Raw genomic sequence first — 22363 nt, forward strand, 5'->3', positions numbered from 1 at the left:
AAGAAATTAAGCATTTCTATGATTTAACTCCCGAAAGCCGAATATTACTCGATAATCAGCCATTTCTATGACTCAAAATTTAAAATTCATAAAGAAACAAGATCCGGCGGTCTATAAAGCGATAGTGGGGGAGGAAAAACGGGAAGCGGAAGGGCTTGAGCTCATTCCTTCGGAAAACTATGTTTCGCAGGCTGTGCTTGAAGCGAATGGCTCTGTTTTCACCAATAAATATTCTGAAGGATATATCGGGCGAAGATATTATGGCGGACAAGAATTTACTGATACAGTAGAGAAAATTGCTATCGAAAGAGCTTGCAAACTTTTTGGCGCAAAATATGCGAATGTTCAGACGCATTCTGGCGCACCGGCAAACATCGGTCTCTATTTTGCTCTCATGAATCCGGGCGATACGATTCTCGGAATGGATCTCTCACACGGAGGGCACCTCACTCACGGACATCCTGTGACTTCGATTTCGAAAATTTTCAAATTCGTCCGCTACCAGATGAAAAATATCGAGACAGGTGAGATTGATTACGTGGGACTTCGGGAGACTGCGCTCAAAGAAAAACCGAAAGTCATTCTCGCCGGCTATTCTGCATATCCGCGTGAGCTTGATTATGCGAAGTTTGTAGAAATTGCACGCGAAGTCGGCGCAGTCTGTGTGATGGATATCGCTCATATCGCAGGACTCATTGCAGGCAAGGCGGTCAAGAATCCTTTTGATTATGGATTTGATGTGATGACGAGTACGACACACAAAACTTTGCGTGGTCCTCGCGGCGGTTTGATTTTGGTACGCGAGAATGAAGAGCTCGCAAAGAAAATTGATAAATCGGTTTTCCCCGGGCTTCAAGGTGGACCGCACATGCATACTGTCGCAGCAAAAGCAGTAGCGTTTGGTGAAGCACTGAAACCCGCTTTCAAAAAATATGCCGAGCAGATTCTCAAAAACGCGAAAGCAATGGAGGCGGTTTTCAAGCGAGAAAAAATTCGAATGATTACAGGTGGAACTTCAAATCATCTCATTCTCGCCGATGTGTGGGGCTCGCTCGACGTTTCTGGTAAAGAAGCGCAAACAGTACTCGATGAAGTGGGAATTACGCTCAATATGAATATGATCGCGGGGGATACAAGAAAGCCAATGGACCCATCAGGAATTCGCTTTGGTACGCCAGCAATCACAACACGAGGATTTAAAGAAAAAGAATGTGCACGTGTCGCCGAATTGATTATTGAAACTCTAAAAAATAAAAGTGACGAAAAGAAAAAGAAAGCAATTCACACGGAAATAATAAAACTGGCAAAAAAGTTTCCGATACCAGATACATTCGTATGATGTTATGATTTATAAGTCACTTTAATAACTAATAAGTCAAATTAAACATGGAAGGTTATGAAATGGATCCAAAAGGATATTTAAAGCCCACGAAAGACCCTGGAGCGCCGTATTATATTCCCGGTCAGACGCCAAGTGGTGTAAAGTTTTTTATAAGTATGCCACTCAGCCCAGATGAACGAGTAGAAGTTCTCATACCAAAAGGAACAAGAGAGGAGGTGGAAGGTTGTATTGAAAAGGTCTTTGCCGATATGAAGACTAAGGGAGTAACGATTAATGCTTATGTGATTCGCGAAATGGATTCGGAGCCTGAATCAAAAAAGCGCTTTTAGATTATTTCTTTTTTCCCAAGAAGTGTCCATTTTGCTAGTATTTTAGGTATGAACAAACTCGGACGACTTATCATAATCGAAGGGCTTGATGGGGCAGGGAAAGCTGTTCAGACTAAGCTTCTTACCGAAGCTCTGCAAAAAGCTGGTAAAGAAGTGACGCTTTTTGATTTTCCTCGCTACACCACTTCGATGTTTGGAAAGTTGACCGGCGAAGCGCTTCAGGGCATGTACGGGGATTTCCGGAATATGTCCCCATTTCTTTCTTCGCTTCCGTTCGTGCTTGACCGAGCGACTGCAAAAAATGATATTGAGAAAGCGCTCGAGAAAGGAGATGTTATTTGCAATCGCTATACGCCTTCGAATCTCGCCTATCAATCTGCGAAACTCCCACCATCGCAGAGGAAAAAATTTGTAGACTTTTTAGAGAAAGCGGAATACGGGGAAATTGGAATTCCCAAGCCGGATGTTGTTTTCTATCTCTCCGTTCCCGTTGAGACCGCACTTGGGCTCAATGCTCAAAAGCCAAAACGGGTGTATTTGAAAAAAGCTGGAGATAAAGACCAGCATGAAGACGACGAAATGTATCAAAAACAAGTAATTGAAGTTTATATGTCTTTCGCAAAAGAGAAAAAGAACTGGCATATCGTAGAATGTCTGAAGGGAGGCAAGCTTCTTTCACCGGAAGAAATTCATCTGAAAATAATGGCAACACTCGCAAATTAAAGGTATCATCTAGCAATGTCAGACCAAAATCTTCGATTCTTATTTGAAATAGCGACGCTCCGAAATCTCGACCGCTCATGGAGGCAGTATATCGGTATGGATGTTGAAAGTGTTCTAGAACATATTGTTCGTGTGATGTTTCTCGCGCTTCTTATCGCCCGTAAAGAAGGGGTGAAGAATGAAGAGAAAATTATGAAAATGGTGCTTGTTCACGATCTTGCGGAAACGAGAACGAGCGATCATATGTATGTTCATAAGGTATATGTGAAAGCGGACGAGAAAAAGGCCGCCGACCATCTCTTTTTCGGAACGCTTTTTGGAGATTTGCGAAAAGATATCCTTCATGAGTATGAAGAGCGGAAATCTATTGAGGCGAAAATTGTAAAAGATGCCGATAATCTTGAATGCGATATGGAACTCAAAGAATTGGAAGCGAGGGGGTCTACAGTGCGAAAGAAACTCGCTTCTGGGAGGAGACTGGTGCGAGACAAGAAACTCTACACCAAAACCGCACGGAAGCTTTGGGATGCGATTCAAAAAGCAGATGTGGATGAGTGGCATCTTACGAGTAATAAGTGGCTTAAGATTCCGAATGCTGGGAAATAAACAATGAAAGAGAAATTAGAAATTTCGGTAAAGAAAGCTCTGAAAACACTTTCTATTGAAGCGGAAAGTGTTTCTTTCGAGCACCCAACAGAAATTTCTCACGGGGATTATTCGACGAATATTGCTCTTGCACTTTCGAAACATTCAAAAGAAAATCCTCGGGTTTTGGCGGAAAAAATTGTGGGGGAAATTAATAAAAAACTTCCCAAAGAGATTCACAAAGTTGAAGTTGCCGGGGCGGGATTTATTAATTTTTTTCTTTCGAAGGAATTTTTTGTAGAGCAAACGGCCGAAATTTTGGCGGAAGGCCAAAATTTCGGCCGAAACAGCTCTCTTAAAAAAGAAAAAGTAGTTATTGAATACACAAACCCAAATCCTTTCAAGCAATTTCATATCGGTCATTTGATGAATAATGCTATAGGCGAATCACTCTCGAGAATCGTCGATGCAAGCGGAGCTAAACTCACTCGCGTGAATTATCAGGGAGATGTTGGGCTTCATGTGGCGAAAGCTCTTTATGGAATGATGCACTCTTCACGCCCCCTTCCCAAAGAAGAATCACTCGAAAAGCAGATCGCATATCTTGGTGAATCCTATGTCGCAGGCGCGACTGCATATGAAGAAAATGAGGAAGCAAAAAAAGAAATTCAGGAAATAAATAAAAAAGTTTTTGAAAAAAGTGATAAGGAAATAAATAAGCTCTATGAATGGGGGAGAAAAATCAGTCTTGAAGATTTTGAGCGTCTGTATCAGAAACTCGGGACAAAGTTTGAGCATTATTTTTTTGAAAGCGAAGCTGGGGCGATAGGAAAGAAAATTGTGCTTGAATATCTTGAAAAAGGCGTTTTTGAGAAAAGTGATGGAGCTATTATCTTTCCTGGTGAGAAACATGCCCTGCATACACGCGTTTTCATTAATTCACAAGGCTTGCCGACATATGAGGCAAAAGAGCTCGGAGTTTCGCAGATGAAATATGACATGTATCGTTACGATCTTTCCTTGGTGGTTGCGGGAAACGAGATCAATGATTATTTCAAGGTACTTACAAGAGTGATCGCAATTTTGTACCCAGAACTTGCAGACAAAATAAAACATATACCAAATGGAATGCTTCGCCTTGCCAGCGGGAAAATGTCCTCTCGAAAGGGAAATGTGATATTAGGGAATGATTTGATTTCCGATGTCGAGAAATTAGTGGAAGAAAAAATGAAAGACCGCGAACTTCCAGCTGGTCAGAAAAAAGAAATTGTAGAAAAAGTGGCGATCGGCGCTATCAAGTATTCGATTCTTCGCCAATCACCCGGCAAAGATATTATTTTTGATCTTGATAAATCACTTTCATTCGAAGGAGATTCGGGACCATATCTGCAATACACAGCAGTCCGCGCAAATTCTGTGCTAGAAAAAGCGAAAGAGATGAAAATCAAATCGAGCGCTAAAGATGGAGAAGGAGAAGTGAATCTTGTTGAAAAAATGTTGTATCGTTTTCCCGAAATTGTCGAGCTTTCTCTTAAAGAATACGCTCCACAATACATTGCGACATATCTCATCGAACTTGCGGGAGCTTTCAATTCATATTATGGAAATACAAAAATTATCAATACCGATCCGGGTGTGTCATACAGACTTTCCCTTACGGAAGCTGTAAAAATAGTTCTCGCCAACGGCCTTAACCTTCTAGGCATACAAGTGCCTGAAAAAATGTAATATACATATATGACTGAAGCAATTCCAGGACAAAATAGTGGGAATCCAAGATCGGCGGATAGACAGGAGAAAATTAACGAGATGATTTTGGCACGCAATGGGGTGTTAGGATTAGTGAAAACTCCAAAGCAGAGAGAGATTGTTCGAGAAGAGAATCAGCAATTTATTATTCAACTCAGGAAAAACAACCCAGGGCGCGACACCCTTGCAAAATATCAAGCATGGCAGATTTTCTCAAGTGGCACAGATATCCAGGATGAGAAAGCTCCGGAGCTTGATTTCCCGGGAGAAGATTCTCTTATTGAATTTTATAAAAGACTTGAAGAAAAGTTGAAATCATGAGAAAAATAATTCTCGCATCAGGTTCTCCGCGCCGGAAAGAAATTTTAGGAAGGCTCGGCATTCCTTTTGAGGTCGTGCAAAGCGATTTCCAGGAGTTTATTGATCCCAAAATATCTCCGGGTGCGTTAGCAGAAAAGCTCGCGATCGGAAAAGCAAAAGCGGTCGCTTTCAAATACCCCGACGCAATTATTATCGGAGCGGATACTGTCGTAGCGCTTCATGGCGAAGCGATGGGGAAACCCAAGACGCCAGAGGAGGCTGTGGCTATGCTCACGCGCCTTTCGGGAGAAACCCATTCGGTATTTACAGGCTTTACCATCATGAGTACAAAGACAGGGAGATCAATCACTGACGTTTGTGAATCAAAAGTTACTTTCAAACAGCTTGATCCCGCTAGTATTGAAAAATATGTTATAAGCGGAGAACCATTAGAGATGGCTGGAGGCTACGCGATACAGAGTGGAGCGAAAGATTTCGTGGAAAAATACGAAGGAGATTACAATAACATTGTCGGACTTCCTCTTACTCTCGTGCGGAACGCTCTCAAGATGTTTGATGTCAGTGTGTCCTCATAATATTTTTCTTGTTTGCGCAAGAGGTATAACTTGCTACTATTAATGCTATGGAAGGAGATTACGAAAGAGAAGATGTGGAGAAATCGCTCCAGCCGGAGACGCCTCATTACCCTGCACGACCTCATTACTATGGCGATATTGTAAGGCAGGCACTTTTTGCTATCGGCATCATTATGATCATCGGCATGCCGATTTTTTCAGACAAAATCAGTTTCAGCGGTTTCTTCATCATTTTGGGAATTCTTGGCGTAAATCTTTTTGCCGGACTTACCAATCCCAAGCAGGCTGTGAGCATCTGGGGTGATTTCATCATCTCTTTTCTCGGTCTTGTTTTCTTTGAGCTCATCGCTTTTTTTTACTACGCGGCATATCACAGCGTTCTCGATCTCTATTTCTGGTTTAACCAGGTCATCAGCATTCTTTTCTTCGTTTCTCTATATTTTAGTGTCAAAACGCTCCGCGGAATGCTCACCGGCTCAATTGAGGAGGATAACTAGTTTTACCTCGTAGAGAGGCTGTTCTTGTGCTAAAATTGCCTAATTGCAGGCGATTTTTCATCTATGTCCGAGAAAGAAACAGACAAAAAAGTGAAAAGCCCTTTAGCTCTCCGTGAAGAGGAGATTCTTCGATTTTGGCAGGAAAAGAAAATTTTTGAGAAGACAGAAGAGGCAGGCAGAGGGCAGAAGGAATTTGTTTTCTATGAGGGACCGCCGACCGCGAATGGTCGGCCGGGAATCCATCATCTCGAAGCTCGGGCATTTAAAGACATCATTCCTCGCTATAAAACGATGCGAGGATATCACGTGCGCAGAAAAGGCGGCTGGGATACGCATGGGCTTCCGGTTGAGCTTGAAGTTGAGAAAAAACTCGGTCTCAAATCAAAAAAAGAGATCGAACAGTACGGCATCGCTAGATTTAACGCGGAGTGCAAAGAAAGTGTTTGGAAATACGTGGACGAATGGAAACAATTTACCGAGCGAATGGGGTATTGGATCGATCTGAAAAATCCCTACATCACTTACGAGCCTTCGTATATGGAATCGCTTTGGAATGTGATGAAGACGGTGGATGAGAAAAAACTTCTCTACAAAGATTATCGAATTGTACCGTGGTGTCCGCGTTGTGGAACTGCGCTGTCGAGTCATGAACTTGCCCAAGGCTATGCAGAAGTAAAAGATATTTCGGTTTACGCGAAATTTGAGCTCGTCGATGAGCCGGGTACATTTGTGTTGGCGTGGACGACGACACCTTGGACATTGCCGGGGAATGTTGCTCTCGCAGTTGGGCCGAAAATCAAATATGTGAAAGTAAAGATTGGGAATGAGTTCTTTATTTTGGCGAAAGAGAGGCTTTCAATTCTGAAAGACAAAGCGCACGAAATGGTGGAGGAGTTTGATGCCGGAAAGATTATCGGGAAATCCTACAAACCGCTTTTCAATGCTTTTTCTGACCCAAAAATCCTAAACAAAGAAAATGCGTGGAAAATTTATGGAGCGGATTTTGTCACAACAACTGACGGAACCGGAGTGGTGCATATCGCGCCCATGTATGGAGCAGACGATTTCGCACTTGCGACGAAAGTAAATTTGCCGAAATATCATACGGTTACTCCAGCAGGCGCTTTTAATGCAGATAAAAATCTTCCGGGAAACATTTCAGGCATTTCTATTTCTTCCGAAGAGGATCGTAAAAAAGGGAACATTGAGATCCTTAAATATCTTCAGGAAAAAAATCTCTATTTCGATAAAGAATCTCATGCGCATGAATATCCTTTTTGTTGGCGCTGTAAAACCCCGCTTATCTATTACGCCCGCGATTCCTGGTATATCAAAATGTCTTCTCTTCGCGACAAATTGGTAAAAGAAAATGAAAAGATAAATTGGGAGCCAGACTATATCAAAGAGGGACGTTTCGGAGAATGGCTTCGCGAAGTGAAAGATTGGGCGATCTCCCGCGAGCGCTATTGGGGCACACCTTTGCCTGTGTGGGAGTGCCAAAAATGCAAAAAACGCGAAGTGATCGGCTCAATCGAGGCTCTCAAAGAAAAAACATCTCGAAAAAATAAATACTTTCTTGTCCGTCATGGGGAAGCGGAATCGAATTTGACTGGGAAGGTAAGCTGTCGGCCAGATGATCCTTACAAGCTTACTGACAAGGGAAGGGAACAAGTCGAGACCACAGCTAAGGCCCTTAAAAAGAAAAAAATCGATGTCATTTTTGTTTCTGATTACATTCGGACAAAAGAGACAGCAGAAATTATCCGAGAAGCTTTGAATATTTCTCCTGACAAAGTCATCATCGATGCCCGGCTTCGCGAAGATAATATCGGAGTGTACCAAGGCAAGACCTGGAAAGAATATCAGGATGAATATCCGTATCTCGAGCGATTCGTAAAAACTCCAGAAGGCGGAGAGACGCTTGCGGAAGTAAGAAAAAGATCTGGAGATTTTCTGTTTGATATTGATTCTCGCTTTGCCGGAAAAAATATTCTGATTGTAAGCCATGATACCCCGATGACTCTGATTCTGGCAGTGGCGCAAGGCTGGACGAAGGAAAGAATTCTGCTCGGTCACGAGAGAAAAACTCCCGAACCTTTCTATTTTCTGCCAGCAGAGCTTCGAGAGATTTCTTTTTCTCCCTATCCTCACAATGATGACTATGAACTCGATCTTCACCGCCCGTTTATCGATGAAATAAAATTTCCTTGCGACTGTGGCCTGCCCCCTGGCCGGGCAGGCGGCCAGGGCGGAGAGATGAAACGAGTGAATGAAGTAATGGATGTCTGGTTTGATTCAGGCGCAATGCCGTTCGCCGAGGACCACTATCCATTCGAGAATAAAAAGTGGGTGGAGAAAGAAGGATTTCCGGCAGACTATATTTCTGAAGCGATTGATCAGACTCGCGGATGGTTTTATACGCTTCATGCTGTGGGAGTGCTTATGGGTTTCGGCAAGGCGTATAAAAATGTTATTTGTCTCGGGCATATTTTGGATAAGGACGGACAAAAAATGTCCAAATCAAAAGGTAACACGGTAAATCCGTGGGAGATGATGGACAAGTATGGCGCTGATCCCCTTCGCTTTTGGATGTATGGCGTCAATCAGCCGGGCGAATCAAAAAACTTCGACGAGAAAACAGTTGATGAGGGAGTGAAAAAAGTATTCAATTTGCTTTTGAACGTTCTTTCTTTTTACGAGATGAATTCTCCCCAAGAGTTCGAAGTAAGCAAGCCGGGCGCAAGCGAGAATGTCTTGGATAGATGGATCGAAGCGAAATTTGCCGAGCTCCTCGCTACAGTAGAAACCGGACTCGATGCGTATCGAGTATTTGAGCCTGCCCGCGCAATTCGCGATTTTATGGCTGACCTTTCGCAGTGGTATTTGAGGCGTTCTCGTGATCGATTTAAAAGTGATGACGTCTTAGATAGGACGAATGCAGTCCAAACAACGCGCACGGTCCTTCTTCAATTGGCGAAACTTATGGCTCCGTTCACTCCGTTTGTTGCGGAAGATGTCTATCGAAGACTCAGGGGCGAGAAGGAGAGTGTGCATATGGAAAGCTGGCCAAAGAGAGAAAAAATAGATTCCAAACTTCTGAAAGAAATGGAAGCGGTGAGAAATCTTGTGTCACTCGGGCTCGAAGCTCGCTCGAAAGCGCTTATCAAGGTCCGCCAGCCGCTCGCGAAGATAACAGTGAAGGCCGAGAAAATGTCTCCAGAACTCGTCGGACTTATGAAAGATGAATTGAATGTGAAGGAAGTGATGTTTGATGCGAAACTTTCTTCGAATGTTCTTCTCGATATTGTCATAACTCCTGCGTTAAAAGAAGAAGGAGAATATCGAGAACTTCTGCGAGTTATCCAAGATTTTAGAAAAGAAAAGAAGCTTCAAGCGAGCGACAAAATTTCGCTTTTTCTGACTGCACCGAAAGAGATCCTGGCAATTGTAAAAAAATTTGAAACTGAAATAAAAAAGGTTTGCAATGTTACCGGCTTTGAAACGAGGGAAGGCGAGTTTGAGCTTAAGCTGTAAGTCTCTCATGCATCATATCTACCAAACAGAAGGGTTTGTTATCGGCGGGACGAATGCCGGCGAGGCAAATCGATATCTCAAAATTTTCACACTTGATTTCGGCATGATCTCTGGTTCTGCTCAAGGAATCAGACATTTAAAATCAAAACTTCGCTACAGCCTCCAGGATTTTTCCTACAGTTCAGTTTCTTTGGTGAAAGGGAAAGATGTTTGGAGAGTGGTGAACGCAGAAAAAAAGGAAAATCTCTGGGAACTTTTTCGCAAAGAAAAAAGGAAACTTGAAATTTTCGCCCGCTCTCTTTCGCTTCTCAAAAGATTTTTACACGGAGAAGAGAAAAATGAGGCATTGTTTCGTCTTTTTTCTTCCAGCTGTTTCTACCTTGCGAAATCAGAGACTCTTTCTCCAGAGGACCTGCGTAATTTCGAGTATGTTTTAGTGCTTCGAATTTTGCATAATCTCGGCTATCTCAAAAAACTTCCCATACTTTCGCCTTTTTCGGAGACGGACGCGTGGAATCAAGACATTCTTCGAGAAATGGAAGGACACAAAGCGCTTGCACTCGCCGAGATAAATCGCTCATTTACAGAAAGTCACCTCTAGATTTGTGGTATAATCCACTACAATCGTTTCTTATTCCCCATGAACCAAGAAAAAGAAGAGAAAAGCAAAATAGATCTGCTTGAGAAAAAGCTCTACAATCGCGATGCGAAACCATGGGTTCCGCGCCGAAGAGTTTTACCGCACGAATCTTCAGAAACTCCGAAGGAATGGGATGATTCAAAAGACATAGAGCCGGAGCTCGATTCTCGTGAAGATACGCCTGATATGACGCACCGAATTCCAATCTTCCAGAAGATATTCATCGCTTCCGTTCTTTTTTTTATTGTTGCCTCCGCTTTTGGATTTTATATGTATTTTCTTGGAGGAAATACTGTTTCTGCGGATAATATTTCCATTTCGGTACTCGGCCCCGTATCAGTCGGAGGGGGAGAGCCGCTTCCGCTCGATGTTACAATACAAAACAGGAATAAATCGCCCCTGGAAGCTACAAGTTTGGTCATCACCTATCCTGACGGAACAAAATATGCCAAAGATCTCAGCATCGATTTGCCTCGGGAGCGCGATGATATCGGTGACCTGGCATCGGGAGACATCTCACATTTTAGAATAAATCCGGTTCTTTTCGGCGAAGAGGGCTCAACGAAAGCGATAAAATTCAGTCTCGAGTATCGCATCCGGGATTCGAACGGAATTTTCAACAAGGATTTTACGTATAATGTTGGAATCACTTCGACTCCGATCACCCTTACCATCGATTCTTTGAAAGAAATAAATTCCGGCCAGAGCGTGGAAATTACCGCAACTTTGGTTTCAAACTCGCCAGGAGTCATTAATCATTTGCTTTTGAGCGCGAGCTACCCATTCGGTTTCAGTTTCCAAAGCGCAAATCCAAAGCCGGTGTATCAGAATGCTCTGTGGGATTTGGGTGATGTTGAAACTGGCGGGAAGAGAACAATAAAGATACGAGGACAATTGGACGGCCAAGATGGCGAAGAAAGGATTTTTAAGTTCAGTGCCGGACTTCCAAGCGGAAAAAATAATAAATCGATTGGAGTCGCTTTTCTTTCGGCGTCCGATTCGATAACTATCCAGAAGCCGTTCATCGGTCTTAGCTTAGCTCTCGATGGAAACACATCCAAAGACGCGGTTGTGAAAAGCGGGCAAACAGTCCGGGCGAAAATAAGTTGGTCAAATAATCTCGCTTCTCAAGTGTTGAGCGGTGCGGTGATAGTGAAATTCAGCGGGAATCTTTTGAACAAGTCTTCCGTGATTCCGGAACAGGGTTTTTATCGCTCGAGCGATAATACGATTACTTGGGATAAAACAACGAACAACGAACTCCTTGCTCTGGATCCCGGCGCAGAAGGAAGTCTCGCCTTTCAATTTTCAACATTGCCCCTTGTGCAGGGCGGCGTCTCGATAAGAAACCCTGAGCTTCGCATTGAGGTGAGTGCGAAGGGGAGCCGCGTTTCCGACAGGGATGTTCCGGAAGAAGTTGATGCGCTCGTTACTCGCAATATAAAAATTTCTACTGATTTGAATCTTTCTTCCCGTCTCGTGTATTCAATCGGTCCGTTTGAAAATTCCGGACCTCTTCCTCCTCGGGCTGATCAGAAGACCACCTATACCGTGCTTTGGGGCGTGACCAATTCTTCCAACTCGGTATCTGGAGCGAAAGTTTCTGCTGTTCTGCCTTCGTATGTGGATTGGAAAAATTTGGTAAATCCTTCTTCTGAACAGGTCTCTTTCAATCCCGTGAGCCGTGAGGTAGTATGGAACCTCGGGAATGTGAAAGAAAATACCGGCGTAACCGCTTCGCCTCGTTCTGTCGCTTTCCAAGTTTTTTTCCTTCCAAGTGTGAGCCAGATCGGTGCAAGCCCCGTCATGATAGGGGACGCGACTCTTTCTGGAGTTGATGACTGGAATGGAGATGATGTTGGTTCAAGAAACAGAGCGTTGACCACCGAAATCGTAAGCGATCCAAATTATTCCGAGGGACAGCAGAAAGTGGAGCAATAAAAAGAAATGGCTGATTCAAAAAAAGAGAATAATAAAATGGAAAATATTATCGCGCTTTGCAAGCGGCGTGGTTTTGTCTATCAGAGTTCAGAGATTTACGGTGGACTTGCTGGGATGTGGGATTATGGACCCTATGGAGTGGCACTTCGAAATAATATAAAAAAGCTCTGGTGGAAGAGGTTCGTGGACGATAGAGAGGATATGTATGGAGTCGATGCTTCTATTTTAATGCGACAAGAAGTCTGGCAAGCATCTGGGCATGCCCGTGGATTCGCGGATATGCTTGTTGATTGCACGAAATGCAAGCGCCGTTTCCGTGTTGATCATCTCGAAAACAAAGAAGTGTGCCCTGAATGTGGAGGGAAGCTCGGTGAAGCGCGCCAATTCTATATGATGCTCGAAACTCATCTTGGGGCAGTGCAGGACGAATCTTCGCTGTCGTATCTTCGTCCAGAAACTGCCCAGGGGATGTTTGTGAATTTCAAAAACATTGTTGATTCATTTCATCCAAAACTTCCTTTTGGAATGGCACAAATTGGAAAAGCTTTCAGGAATGAAATTGCCCCAAGGGACTTCATTTTCCGTCTTCGCGAACTTGAACAAATGGAAATCGAATATTTTGTCAGGCCTACTGATTGGGAAAAATATTTCGAAGAATTCCGCCTACAAATGCACGAGTGGGTAAAAGATATCGGTTTGCAAAAACCTCACGTCCATGAGATTGAGATTAACGCAGAAGATCGAGCCCACTATTCAAAACGCACGATTGATTTTGAGTTCGATTTTCCTTTTGGCCAGAAAGAACTCTATGGCCTCGCATATCGAACGGATTATGATCTTACTGCTCATAAGCTGGATTATTTAGATGAAGAGACAAAAACACGCATTATTCCTCATGTAATTGAACCATCTTTTGGACTTGATCGCACGATGCTTGCCATTCTTTCTGATGCCTATACTGAAGATGAACTTGGCGGGGAAGTGCGAACGTATTTGAAACTTTCGCCAAAAATCGCACCGGTCAAAGTGGCCGTCTTTCCGCTTCTCAAAAATAAGCCGGAATTGGTGGCGAAAGCACGAGAAGTATTTGCGATGCTTAAAAAAGAAATCGGCGCAGTTGAATTTGACGACAACGGCAATATCGGCAAGCGCTACCGCAGGCAAGATGAGATCGGCACTCCGTACTGTATCACGATCGATTTTGATACTATTGAAAAAGATGCTGGCGTAACAGTTCGCGATCGCGATACTGGAAAGCAAGAAAGAGTCGCACTCGAAGAAATTAGCAAAAAATTACAAGGTATTGTATAACTACTCTAGTTAGTCGTTCCTGTGATTTTCCTTCCGTTTACCCGTCTTCTTAAGGAGATTCAAGCATGCCTGCCGCATTTTCCGCTCCAGTAAAGTTTGATCAAAAGCTTTGGTTATACCGCCTAACCGAATGTGTTCTCGGGGAGATTGGGGCTAACGAAGGCGGAGTAGATACCATAATGGATCAGCAGCTAGCGTTTGTGGCGGCCTTAAAAGAGGTCTGTCTCACGCACTCTGTGAAGTTTGCTCCCGAACTTAATCTTGTTCGGTCGTTTGAAGTCCTCATATCTGGGCGCTTCTACATTTGTGAAATATTTCGGCTCCTCTCTAATATCGGAACCGAAGGATTGCTCGAAATCGCCCGGGAATACGAGCGCATCCCCACCGGAATGTTGGGTGCCGGGCTTGTAGCGTTGAAACACGCTCCACAAGTGCCCACCGACAATTGGGTTGTGTGTCCGGGAGAAAGGGAGTCAGCGCCCGAAGAGGGTGGTCATCTTATGACTTATGTGATTCACCGTGATGGTGATGGCGCAGAAGTCTACTTGAACTCTCTTGGTAACGGTTGTACCAGAGGCGCTTACGCGATGTTTCTGCGTGAAAAATAACGTGCTTGACTGTTACATGGCTCTCCCATTCCCGGCAAAAGGATTGAGAGAGTTTTTTTCTTGTCTCTTTCTCTATTTTTCTGTAAGCTGAACACTATGAAATATTCTAAAAAAGTACTGCCGAACGGTCTTCGGATTATCACAGTGCCGATGAAAGATAATCCCACCGCGACAGTTATGGTGCTTGTTGAAGCCGGCTCGAAATATGAAACGAAAGACAAAGCCGGGATTTCTCATTTTCTCGAACACATCTGTTTCAAGGGCACGGAAAAACGCCCATCCTCTTTTCACATCACTCGCGAGCTTGATCAGATCGGAGCGACGTATAATGCATTCACCAGCCAGGAATTTACCGGCTACTACGCCAAAGCTCGTGCTGAAAATCTTCCAGAGATTCTAGATATTATTTCCGATCTCTATTTGAATCCTGTTTTTCCCGAAAAAGAAATTGAAAAAGAAAAAGGCGTTATCGTCGAGGAGATTAATATGTACGAAGATACTCCTCAAGATCATGTGCAGGATATGTTCGTAAAGCTCTTGTACGGTGATCAGCCCGCGGGATGGAATGTCGCCGGGACAAAAGAAGTCGTCACGCGCCTTAAACGCGATGATTTTGTGAAATATCGGAATAAACATTATGTCTCGAGCGCGACGACCATTGTGGTTGCGGGGCATATTGATGAAGAGAAGGTTATCTCCGAAATAGAAAAGTTATTTAAAAATATTTCTCGTACTCAAAAAGATGGAAAGCAAAAAGTTATAGAGAAACAAAAAGCGCCGGCAATTTTACTCAAAGAAAGAAAAGGCGATCAAGCGCATCTTGTGCTCGGCGTGCGCACCTTTGATGTGTATGATAAAAAAAGCAGAGTGGCGAATCTCTTGGCAGGAGTCTTGGGCGGGGGAATGAGCTCGCGTCTTTTCCAGAAACTTCGGGATGATTTGGGAATTTGTTACTACGTTCACGCCGGGAACGACGCTTCGACTGATCATGGGTATTTTTCTGTCTCGGCTGGGGTAGATGTGAACAGAGTTGAAGAAGCAATCGGAGCCATACTTGCTGAACTCAAAAAAGCAAAAGAGGAGCTTGTCTCTCTCGAGGAATTAAACCGCGTCAAAGAATACATCATCGGGCATCTCTATCTCGGACTCGAATCCTCGAATTCTCTTGCGAATTTCTATGGTTTTCAGGAGGTCCTCAAGCGTTCAATCCTTCGTCCAGAGGAAGTAGTGGCAGAACTCAAAGCCATAACGCCAGAACAGATCCAAACTATCGCAAAAGAAATTTTCCGTGATGAGAGGCTCAACCTCGCTCTCATTGGTCCATACTCGGATTCCAAAAAATTCTCTTCGGTTGTAAAGTTCTAAATACCTTTGAAAAGGCCTGTCTTGGGTGATATGATACCCGTATGAACAATGAGCCCCAAAATACCCTCATTCATATCTCCACGGGCACGATCATTAAAAGTCTCCTGTTTATTATCCTTGTCCTCGCCCTCTATTTTTTAAGAGATATCGTTCTCATTATTTTGACGGCGATCGTCATTGCATCAGCTATTGAACCAGCGACTCGATATCTTGTAGAGAAAAAAATTCCTCGGACGTTCTCTGTCGTTATTCTCTATGTACTTGTTATTTTTGCTCTTGCAGCTGTCTTTTATTTCCTTCTACCGACCCTTCTTTCAGAGACGACAAGTTTCTTGGAGAGAATAAACTCCATCGATGTCCTCGGATCTTTGAAAGAACAAGGAATACTCTCTCCTGACAATCCGCTCCAAGGCCTTTCTTCGCAGTTTAATCTGCAAGGAGTTATCGGCTCTGTTCGGGGAGTGGTGAACCAGTTTTCGAGCGGGTTCTTTAATACTGCAAGCATCCTTTTCGGTGGAGCGCTTTCTTTCATTCTCATATTCGTGCTCTCTTTCTATTTTGCGGTGCAGGAAGACGGAGTGGAAGATTTTCTTCAAGTAGCATCGCCTATTCGGTATAAAAATTATGTAACGGATTTGTGGAAGCGTTCACAGAAGAAGATTGGCCTCTGGCTTCAAGGCCAGCTTCTTCTCGGGCTTCTTGTCGGAGTTTTGGATTTTCTTGGCCTTACTATTTTCGGAATTAAGCATGCGCTTCTTCTCGCGGTCCTCGCAGCACTTTTGGAGATCATTCCGCTTTTCGGCCCAATTCTCTCTGCAATTCCAGGTGTTGCTATCGCGTTTGTGAGCGGAGGTACCCCGCTTGCGCTTTTAGTGCTTGCTTTGTACGTCATTGTTCAGCAGTTTGAGAATCATCTCATCTATCCTTTGGTGGTAAACAAAATAGTGGGTATTTCGCCGATTCTTGTTATCATTTCGCTCCTTGTCGGTTGGAGACTTGCGGGATTCCTTGGGGTGCTTCTTTCTGTCCCGGTCGCGGCGGTATTCATGGAATACTATTCTGATGTGCGAAAGAATAAATTCGGGCACCTCACCAAGGTGAGGGAAGGGTAGGGACCCGTCCCGCAAGACCTTGAGTGTTTTGTAATCAAAAAGCGAAAGGTGTACAGCTCCTGTAAGGAGGAATATCAAAGACATAATTTCATGGCAGAAAAGAAATCCTTTTATATCACGACGACTCTTCCGTACGTGAATTCTGATCCACATATCGGTTTTGCCGCGGAAATTGTACACGCTGATATTCTGGCTCGCTACGCGCGTCTCATGGGCCAAAGCGTTTTCTTTAATACCGGTACGGATGAACATGGCATAAAAGTGTATCGAAAGGCCGAGGAAGAGGGAATTTCTACTCAAAAATATGTTGATGAAAAAGCAACGCATTTTGAAAGCCTAAAACTTTCTCTCAACTTGAGTTTCAATAGTTTTATTCGCACTACGGACGCGAAGCATAAAAAAGCGGCGGGAAGCTTTTGGGAGGCCTGTGCTGCTTCCGGCGACATCTACAAAAAAGCCTACAAAATTAAATATTGCGTCGGCTGTGAACTTGAAAAGACAGAATCGGAACTTATAAACGGCAGATGCGCGATACACCCGAATTTAGAGCTCGAGATTATTGAAGAAGAAAATTATTTTTTTAGATTTTCAAAATATCAGAAAGTGCTTCTGGATTTGTATGAAAAAAATCCAGAATTTGTTGTTCCGGCAACGCGTCTACACGAGATAAAAGCATTTGTTGAAAGGGGACTTGAAGATTTTTCAATTTCCCGTTTAAAAAGCAAAATGCCGTGGGGAGTGGATGTTCCTGGAGATGAAGAGCATGTTATGTACGTTTGGTTTGATGCACTTGTGAATTATATTGATGTTATCGGCTGGCCAGAAAATGAAACCGAATTTGCAAAATGGTGGCCAGGAATTCAAATCGCTGGGAAAGACAACCTTCGTCAGCAATCGGCAATGTGGCAGGCGATGCTTCTCTCCGCGGGGCTTCAAAATTCAAAACAAATAATCCTTCGCGGGCACATAATTAGCGGCGGGCAAAAAATGTCCAAGTCCCTAGGCAATGTCATAAGCCCTACTGATCTGGTAAAAGAATACGGCACGGATGCTGTGCGCTATTTCCTTGCTAGGGAAGTGAATCCGTTTGAAGATAGTGATGTAACGCTCGAGCGTATTAAAGAAGCCTATAACGCGAATCTTGCGAATGGCTTGGGGAATCTCGTCGCTCGAATAATGAAAATGGCACAAACAAATTTAGAAAAGGCGCCGAAAATTCCAGAGGATCCAATCCCAGAAATATTTAAAAAAGCCATTGAAAAATACGATATAAAAACCGCGGCGGACTACGTATGGAAAGAAATCGCGGTGCTTGATTCGATCATTCAAGAAGAAGAGCCGTTCAAGCTTATAAAAACGAACAAAGCAGAGGCGATAACCATTATTGAAGATCTCTGCGTCCGTCTCTACACAATCGGCAGAATGTTAAATTCAATATTGCCCGAAACGTCAGAAAAAATTAAATCCGCGGTGAAGGCAAACAAAATGCCCGAAGTTTCTCTTTTTCCGAGGAAGGAATAAAGCGAATATTGACAACACTTTCTTTTTTCTATCTAATCTATCCAGTGAGCTGATGAATCAGCTTTGGCCTTTTGAGGAAGGGATTCCCCCATGTTAGATAATTGGATCGCGGTGCTTTTCGTGGTAATGGCTGTTGTTCTATGTCTCGTCGTTCTGTACATTACGATCCTTGCCGTGAAGAATCCGAAGCTTACACTGAAGGCAACATTACGATTCCGGGAGTACGCAGATCTCGGGGTTCTGCAGGTACCGGCGGATTACAATCATAGGACGTATTTGGCATCCTGTGTTCAAAGGAATGGAGACGAGTGGGATTTCGATTCAGGTGCAACAGACGCTAATTTCCCGACGCCGAGTCGTATCTTGCGTCCAGGAGACAGGCTTCGTGTCCGAATTTGGGAGCAGATAGGAGGTACCAACTCCCATACACGGATGGAGTTTCTCGATAGTCTCGGCGCCGTCTATCCGGGCGTTCAGGGTATTTGTCTCTTGTGTGAGGAGATGGAGCCGAAGTTGCCACATCACCATTCCAATTTGTGGTTCGGCTCGTATGATCGGCCGGAGAACCTTTTTCAAGACGAGCGTGGTAATCAGATGTTTATGCGCGCGCTTGTCGTGAAAGATCCCGATTCGATCTTTCTGTGTCTCTGCTCATTCGGTTCCCCTTCGGATGACAATGAGATGGGACTTATCGTTTGTTTTACCGAAGCGGGCTAAGTGTCGCTTTGTGCACGAAACGTTTACTACTGAACCGCCTTTCCGAAAGGAATAGGAGGTTCTTTTATTTATTGGACAAAACTTCAGTTAGATCCTAGTATTCTTAATAGGAAACGTGGTGTTTCCGGAAAGGAGTTTGCATTGGAATACGAAATACAGTTGAAAGACAACTCGGTTCCTGGAACGCATCTGACATTACCAGGTTCCTACGAGTTCTTTGGCCCGTTCGGTTCCATCCAACAGGCTGAAGATCTTCTGAGAGCAAAAGGTTGGAGGCGGACAGAGCGTCTTGATCCCAACATTTTGTGCGAGCCGATTATTGTGGAATGGCTGGGGTTGGCACCTCATTTGGTGATGACCATCAATACTATTCCAGAACGGTCTCGCAAATCTCCGGAAGTTTTGCCTGCTGCCGCGTGAAGTCTCAATTTTTCGAATGCCTGGCGTGAGTTCATCGCGCTAGGCATTTTATTTTGTTAAAATTGAGCGAATGAAATTTCAATTTGTAGATATTCATACTCATGTCAATTTTGTTGCGTTTGAGAAAGACCGTGAGGAGGTTATTCAACGTGCCTCGGATGCGGGAGTTGCGATGATAAATGTTGGTACGCAGGTTGATACTTCAAAAAAGGCTATTGAGATGGCTGAGAAATATGAGAATTGTTACGCAATTGTCGGGCTTCACCCAGTTCATACTTCCAGATCTTTTCATGATGAAAAGGAACTAGGTGAAGGTGGAAAAGAATTTACTTCAAGAGGTGAGCAATTTGATACGAGCGTTTATCGAAGCATGCTGAAGCATCCGAAAGTAGTGGGGATAGGGGAATGCGGACTCGACTACTATCATCTCGATGAGGAATCAATAAAAATCCAGCGGGAGAATTTCGAAATGCAGATTGATTTGGCGAATGAAGCGGGGAAGTCCCTGATGCTTCATGTTCGCTCGAATAAAGAATCGGGGAAAAGTGCTTATAAAGATGCACTGGAGATTTTGAAAGCTCGGGCAAAAGTAAAAGGAAATTTTCATTTCTTTGCTGGCTCATGGGAAGAAGCAAAAGAAATTCTTGATTTTGGTTACACAATTTCTTTTACGGGGGTAATTACGTTTGCCAGAGACTATGACGAAGTGATAAAAAACGCTCCGCTCGATATGATTATGTCCGAAACGGATGCTCCGTACGTTTCTCCCGCGCCATTTCGTGGAAAAAGAAACGAGCCTGCTCATGTGAGGGAAGTGGTGAAGAAAATTGCTGAAATTCGGGGAGAGGATTATGAGAAAGTACCAGCCCAGCTTGCCGAAAACGCGGGACGCGTTTTCGGTCTTTGGTAATTGCAATAGGCCATTTCCTATGCTAATCTAGTGCCAACTCTCGCTAGATACGCCCTTACAGACGTATCTCAAAGGTCCATGGTGAGGGTCTTTGTTTTGCCAAAATTCTTGTCAAAACAAAATTAATCTTAACGATAAAACTCATGAGTGAAATAGAAAAAGATGAAGCGGTAGAAAGTGAGGCGCGGATCTACGAAGTGGGCTACCACATCGTTCCGCTTGTAGCAGAGGAAAATGTTCCCAAAGAAGCAGGAGATGTAAAATTTCTTATTGAAAAGCAAAAAGGAGTTATAATCTCTGAAGAGCTTCCAAGACTTCATCCTCTTGCGTACACGATTGCAAAAACGGTAGCAGGAAAGAAGCGTATCTTCGACAAGGCATATTTCGGTTGGATAAAATTTGAAGCAGACGCGACAGCGCTTCCAGCAATTAAGGAGGCGATGGAAGCAAATGAAAACGTGCTTCGGTTCTTACTTATTAAGACTGTTCGAGAGAACACGCTTGTATCTATGCAGAAAATCATTTCCCAAGCTCGAATGGATAAGGAAGGAGGGGAGAAGAAAGCTCCGGGAGTTGGCGCTACGGCGGAAAAAGACAAAAAGCCAGTTTCTGTAGAAGAATTGGATAAATCTATCGACGAACTCCTTAAATAAGTATGTATCCCGTAGTAGAATTTCAGGTTGTTCCAAGTTACTGGCAATAATCTACCACGGGAGTACAATGATGTTATTAAACATAAATTGATTTTGGGGAAGTTTTTGGAACAAAAACGACCTAAAATTTCACTACGGGATGTATCTCAACAAAGCATTCGTCATTGGAAATCTTACTCGCGATCCAGAAGTGCGTGCGCTTCCTTCAGGAATTCAGGTTTGCAGTTTCTCTGTAGCTACCAACTCTCGTTTTAAAGATAAAAGCGGAGCGTGGCAGGATAAAGCGGAATATCACAATATTGTGGTCTTCGGTAGATCTGCAGAGACAAGCGCACAGTATCTCAAAAAGGGAAGTAATGTGCTTGTGGAAGGCAGAATGCAGACACGAAGCTGGGATGACAAGGCAACAGGAGCAAAAAAGTATCGAACAGAGATCGTTGCAGAAAGAGTGCAGTTTGGGAATCGGCCAGCTGGCGGTGCAGGTGCTCCAATGGGAGGCTCTGCAGCAAGTACGGTCGCGCCAAAAGGCAAAGCTCCGGCAGGGGATGATGCTCCACCACTCGATACCATTCAGTATCCAGAAGAAGACATCAATACGGAAGATATTCCGTTCTAGTATTAAAAATTAAATTTCAGATTATGAATAAGCAATGTTTTTTCACCAGTAACAATATTAAATATATTGATTACAAGGATACAGAAATTCTCAAGAAATTTTTGAATCCTCATGCTCGAATGATTTCTCGAAAGAAATCAGGGGTGTGTTCAAAGAGCCAGAGACAGCTTGCAGAGGCTATTAAGCGAGCTCGATTTATGGCGCTTTTGCCGTATTTGACTCGATAATCGTCAAGAGTAGTGAGAGAAAAAGAAAACGGCACTCAGACGAGCTGCCGTTTTTCGATTTCTTCTGCCCATTTTTCGTAATGTGCTAGGAGAAGTCCGTCTGCCTTTTTATAGTACCAGAATTGACTGTAGAGAGTTAAAACTATTGCTATGACTCCTCCAATCACGCTGGTCCAGAATGCGGCAGTATGAATGTACTCTGGCGCGGTACTTCGTAGGACACCAACTGCTCCGATGAAAAGGTATTGAAATACTGCTTTCACTTTTCCCGGCATGTCAGCATCGAAACTAATTCCGAGCTTCTCCATTCTCCACCTAAGTACCCCTATCTCTACTTCACGCTGCATTATGATTAGCGCAGTAGGTATTACCGGAAGGGGGTACTCCCAAGAGTAGTCATACAAGAGTTCAGCAGTGAAGATTTTATCCGAAATGGAATCAATCTGACCGCCAGACTTGCACTTTCCTCCCAGGCGCTTTGCGACTACGCCATCCAGTATGTCGCTCACCACAACTCCGAGCATTACCAGCAACACTTCCTTCCAACCTGCTTTGTGCAGGTTGAGGTAAATCATGTAAGGCCCGAAGAAGACGGGCCGAGAGGCTGAGAGCACGAATGCGATCATTACAGCCACTATCCTGCCCGTCTTCCTTAGCATTTTTTGGT

At 43.8% G+C, this 22363-nt stretch carries 23 protein-coding genes; 22 read left to right on the top strand and 1 reads right to left on the bottom strand.

What is annotated here, in order from left to right:
• Positions 1–67 precede the first annotated feature (67 nt).
• The 22 genes from PHS53_02170 (at position 68) to rpsR (ending at position 21696) form a co-directional block, all read left to right on the top strand.
• Positions 68–1339: a serine hydroxymethyltransferase gene (locus tag PHS53_02170; GenBank protein MDD5356931.1), complete on the top strand. Its 1272-nt coding sequence runs from the start codon at positions 68–70 to the stop codon at positions 1337–1339.
• Positions 1340–1386: 47 nt separating this feature from the next.
• On the top strand, positions 1387–1671 hold the full coding sequence (locus PHS53_02175) for a hypothetical protein (protein ID MDD5356932.1): 285 nt from the start codon (positions 1387–1389) through the stop codon (positions 1669–1671).
• A 48-nt stretch (positions 1672–1719) separates the two neighbouring features.
• Complete coding sequence (locus PHS53_02180; protein MDD5356933.1) at positions 1720–2394, top strand: hypothetical protein; 675 nt, start codon at positions 1720–1722, stop codon at positions 2392–2394.
• A gap of 15 nt (positions 2395–2409) precedes the next feature.
• Complete coding sequence (locus tag PHS53_02185) at positions 2410–3000, top strand: HD domain-containing protein (protein MDD5356934.1); 591 nt, start codon at positions 2410–2412, stop codon at positions 2998–3000.
• 3 nt (positions 3001–3003) lie between these two features.
• Positions 3004–4707 (top strand): arginine--tRNA ligase, encoded by a 1704-nt coding sequence (gene argS / locus PHS53_02190; GenBank protein ID MDD5356935.1) that lies wholly within the window; start codon positions 3004–3006, stop codon positions 4705–4707.
• 9 nt (positions 4708–4716) lie between these two features.
• The gene (locus tag PHS53_02195; protein MDD5356936.1) at positions 4717–5049 is read left to right on the top strand and encodes a hypothetical protein; all 333 of its coding nucleotides are present in this window, start codon (positions 4717–4719) and stop codon (positions 5047–5049) included.
• A complete protein-coding gene (locus PHS53_02200; GenBank protein ID MDD5356937.1) occupies positions 5046–5624 on the top strand; it encodes a Maf family protein in 579 nt (192 codons plus the stop codon). Before PHS53_02195 ends, PHS53_02200 begins: the two co-directional genes overlap by 4 nt.
• Before the next feature lie 47 nt (positions 5625–5671).
• Positions 5672–6121, top strand: coding sequence for a hypothetical protein (locus tag PHS53_02205; protein ID MDD5356938.1), 450 nt, complete (start codon positions 5672–5674; stop codon positions 6119–6121).
• Between the two features lie 63 nt (positions 6122–6184).
• The gene (locus PHS53_02210) at positions 6185–9655 is read left to right on the top strand and encodes a class I tRNA ligase family protein (protein MDD5356939.1); all 3471 of its coding nucleotides are present in this window, start codon (positions 6185–6187) and stop codon (positions 9653–9655) included.
• Positions 9656–9662: 7 nt separating this feature from the next.
• The gene (gene recO / locus PHS53_02215) at positions 9663–10256 is read left to right on the top strand and encodes a DNA repair protein RecO (protein ID MDD5356940.1); all 594 of its coding nucleotides are present in this window, start codon (positions 9663–9665) and stop codon (positions 10254–10256) included.
• 39 nt (positions 10257–10295) lie between these two features.
• Positions 10296–12236, top strand: a complete 1941-nt coding sequence (locus PHS53_02220) for a hypothetical protein (protein ID MDD5356941.1) — start codon at positions 10296–10298, stop codon at positions 12234–12236.
• A gap of 6 nt (positions 12237–12242) precedes the next feature.
• Positions 12243–13547: a glycine--tRNA ligase gene (locus PHS53_02225; GenBank protein ID MDD5356942.1), complete on the top strand. Its 1305-nt coding sequence runs from the start codon at positions 12243–12245 to the stop codon at positions 13545–13547.
• A 65-nt stretch (positions 13548–13612) separates the two neighbouring features.
• Positions 13613–14155 (top strand): hypothetical protein, encoded by a 543-nt coding sequence (locus PHS53_02230; protein ID MDD5356943.1) that lies wholly within the window; start codon positions 13613–13615, stop codon positions 14153–14155.
• 96 nt (positions 14156–14251) lie between these two features.
• On the top strand, positions 14252–15520 hold the full coding sequence (locus PHS53_02235) for a pitrilysin family protein (GenBank protein MDD5356944.1): 1269 nt from the start codon (positions 14252–14254) through the stop codon (positions 15518–15520).
• Between the two features lie 41 nt (positions 15521–15561).
• Complete coding sequence (locus tag PHS53_02240; GenBank protein ID MDD5356945.1) at positions 15562–16632, top strand: AI-2E family transporter; 1071 nt, start codon at positions 15562–15564, stop codon at positions 16630–16632.
• A gap of 90 nt (positions 16633–16722) precedes the next feature.
• On the top strand, positions 16723–18153 hold the full coding sequence (locus PHS53_02245) for a methionine--tRNA ligase (GenBank protein MDD5356946.1): 1431 nt from the start codon (positions 16723–16725) through the stop codon (positions 18151–18153).
• Positions 18154–18243: 90 nt separating this feature from the next.
• Positions 18244–18870 carry a hypothetical protein gene (locus PHS53_02250; GenBank protein ID MDD5356947.1) on the top strand — a complete coding sequence of 209 codons (627 nt, stop codon included), beginning with the start codon at positions 18244–18246 and terminating at the stop codon, positions 18868–18870.
• A 141-nt stretch (positions 18871–19011) separates the two neighbouring features.
• Positions 19012–19290 carry a hypothetical protein gene (locus PHS53_02255; GenBank protein ID MDD5356948.1) on the top strand — a complete coding sequence of 93 codons (279 nt, stop codon included), beginning with the start codon at positions 19012–19014 and terminating at the stop codon, positions 19288–19290.
• 70 nt (positions 19291–19360) lie between these two features.
• Complete coding sequence (locus tag PHS53_02260) at positions 19361–20200, top strand: TatD family hydrolase (GenBank protein MDD5356949.1); 840 nt, start codon at positions 19361–19363, stop codon at positions 20198–20200.
• Between the two features lie 143 nt (positions 20201–20343).
• Positions 20344–20853: a 30S ribosomal protein S6 gene (locus PHS53_02265; protein MDD5356950.1), complete on the top strand. Its 510-nt coding sequence runs from the start codon at positions 20344–20346 to the stop codon at positions 20851–20853.
• Positions 20854–20992: 139 nt separating this feature from the next.
• Positions 20993–21469, top strand: a complete 477-nt coding sequence (gene ssb, locus PHS53_02270; protein ID MDD5356951.1) for a single-stranded DNA-binding protein — start codon at positions 20993–20995, stop codon at positions 21467–21469.
• A 23-nt stretch (positions 21470–21492) separates the two neighbouring features.
• Positions 21493–21696 carry a 30S ribosomal protein S18 gene (gene rpsR / locus PHS53_02275; protein ID MDD5356952.1) on the top strand — a complete coding sequence of 68 codons (204 nt, stop codon included), beginning with the start codon at positions 21493–21495 and terminating at the stop codon, positions 21694–21696.
• A 35-nt stretch (positions 21697–21731) separates the two neighbouring features.
• Here the strand turns inward: rpsR and PHS53_02280 are convergent, their stop codons facing one another.
• Entirely contained in the window at positions 21732–22322 is a 591-nt protein-coding gene (locus PHS53_02280) for a hypothetical protein (GenBank protein MDD5356953.1), read from the bottom strand.
• Positions 22323–22363: the final 41 nt, after the last annotated feature.

This window comes from Candidatus Paceibacterota bacterium, assembly GCA_028714635.1.
Classification (GTDB): domain Bacteria; phylum Patescibacteriota; class Minisyncoccia; order Phycocordibacterales; family JAQTLZ01; genus JAQTLZ01.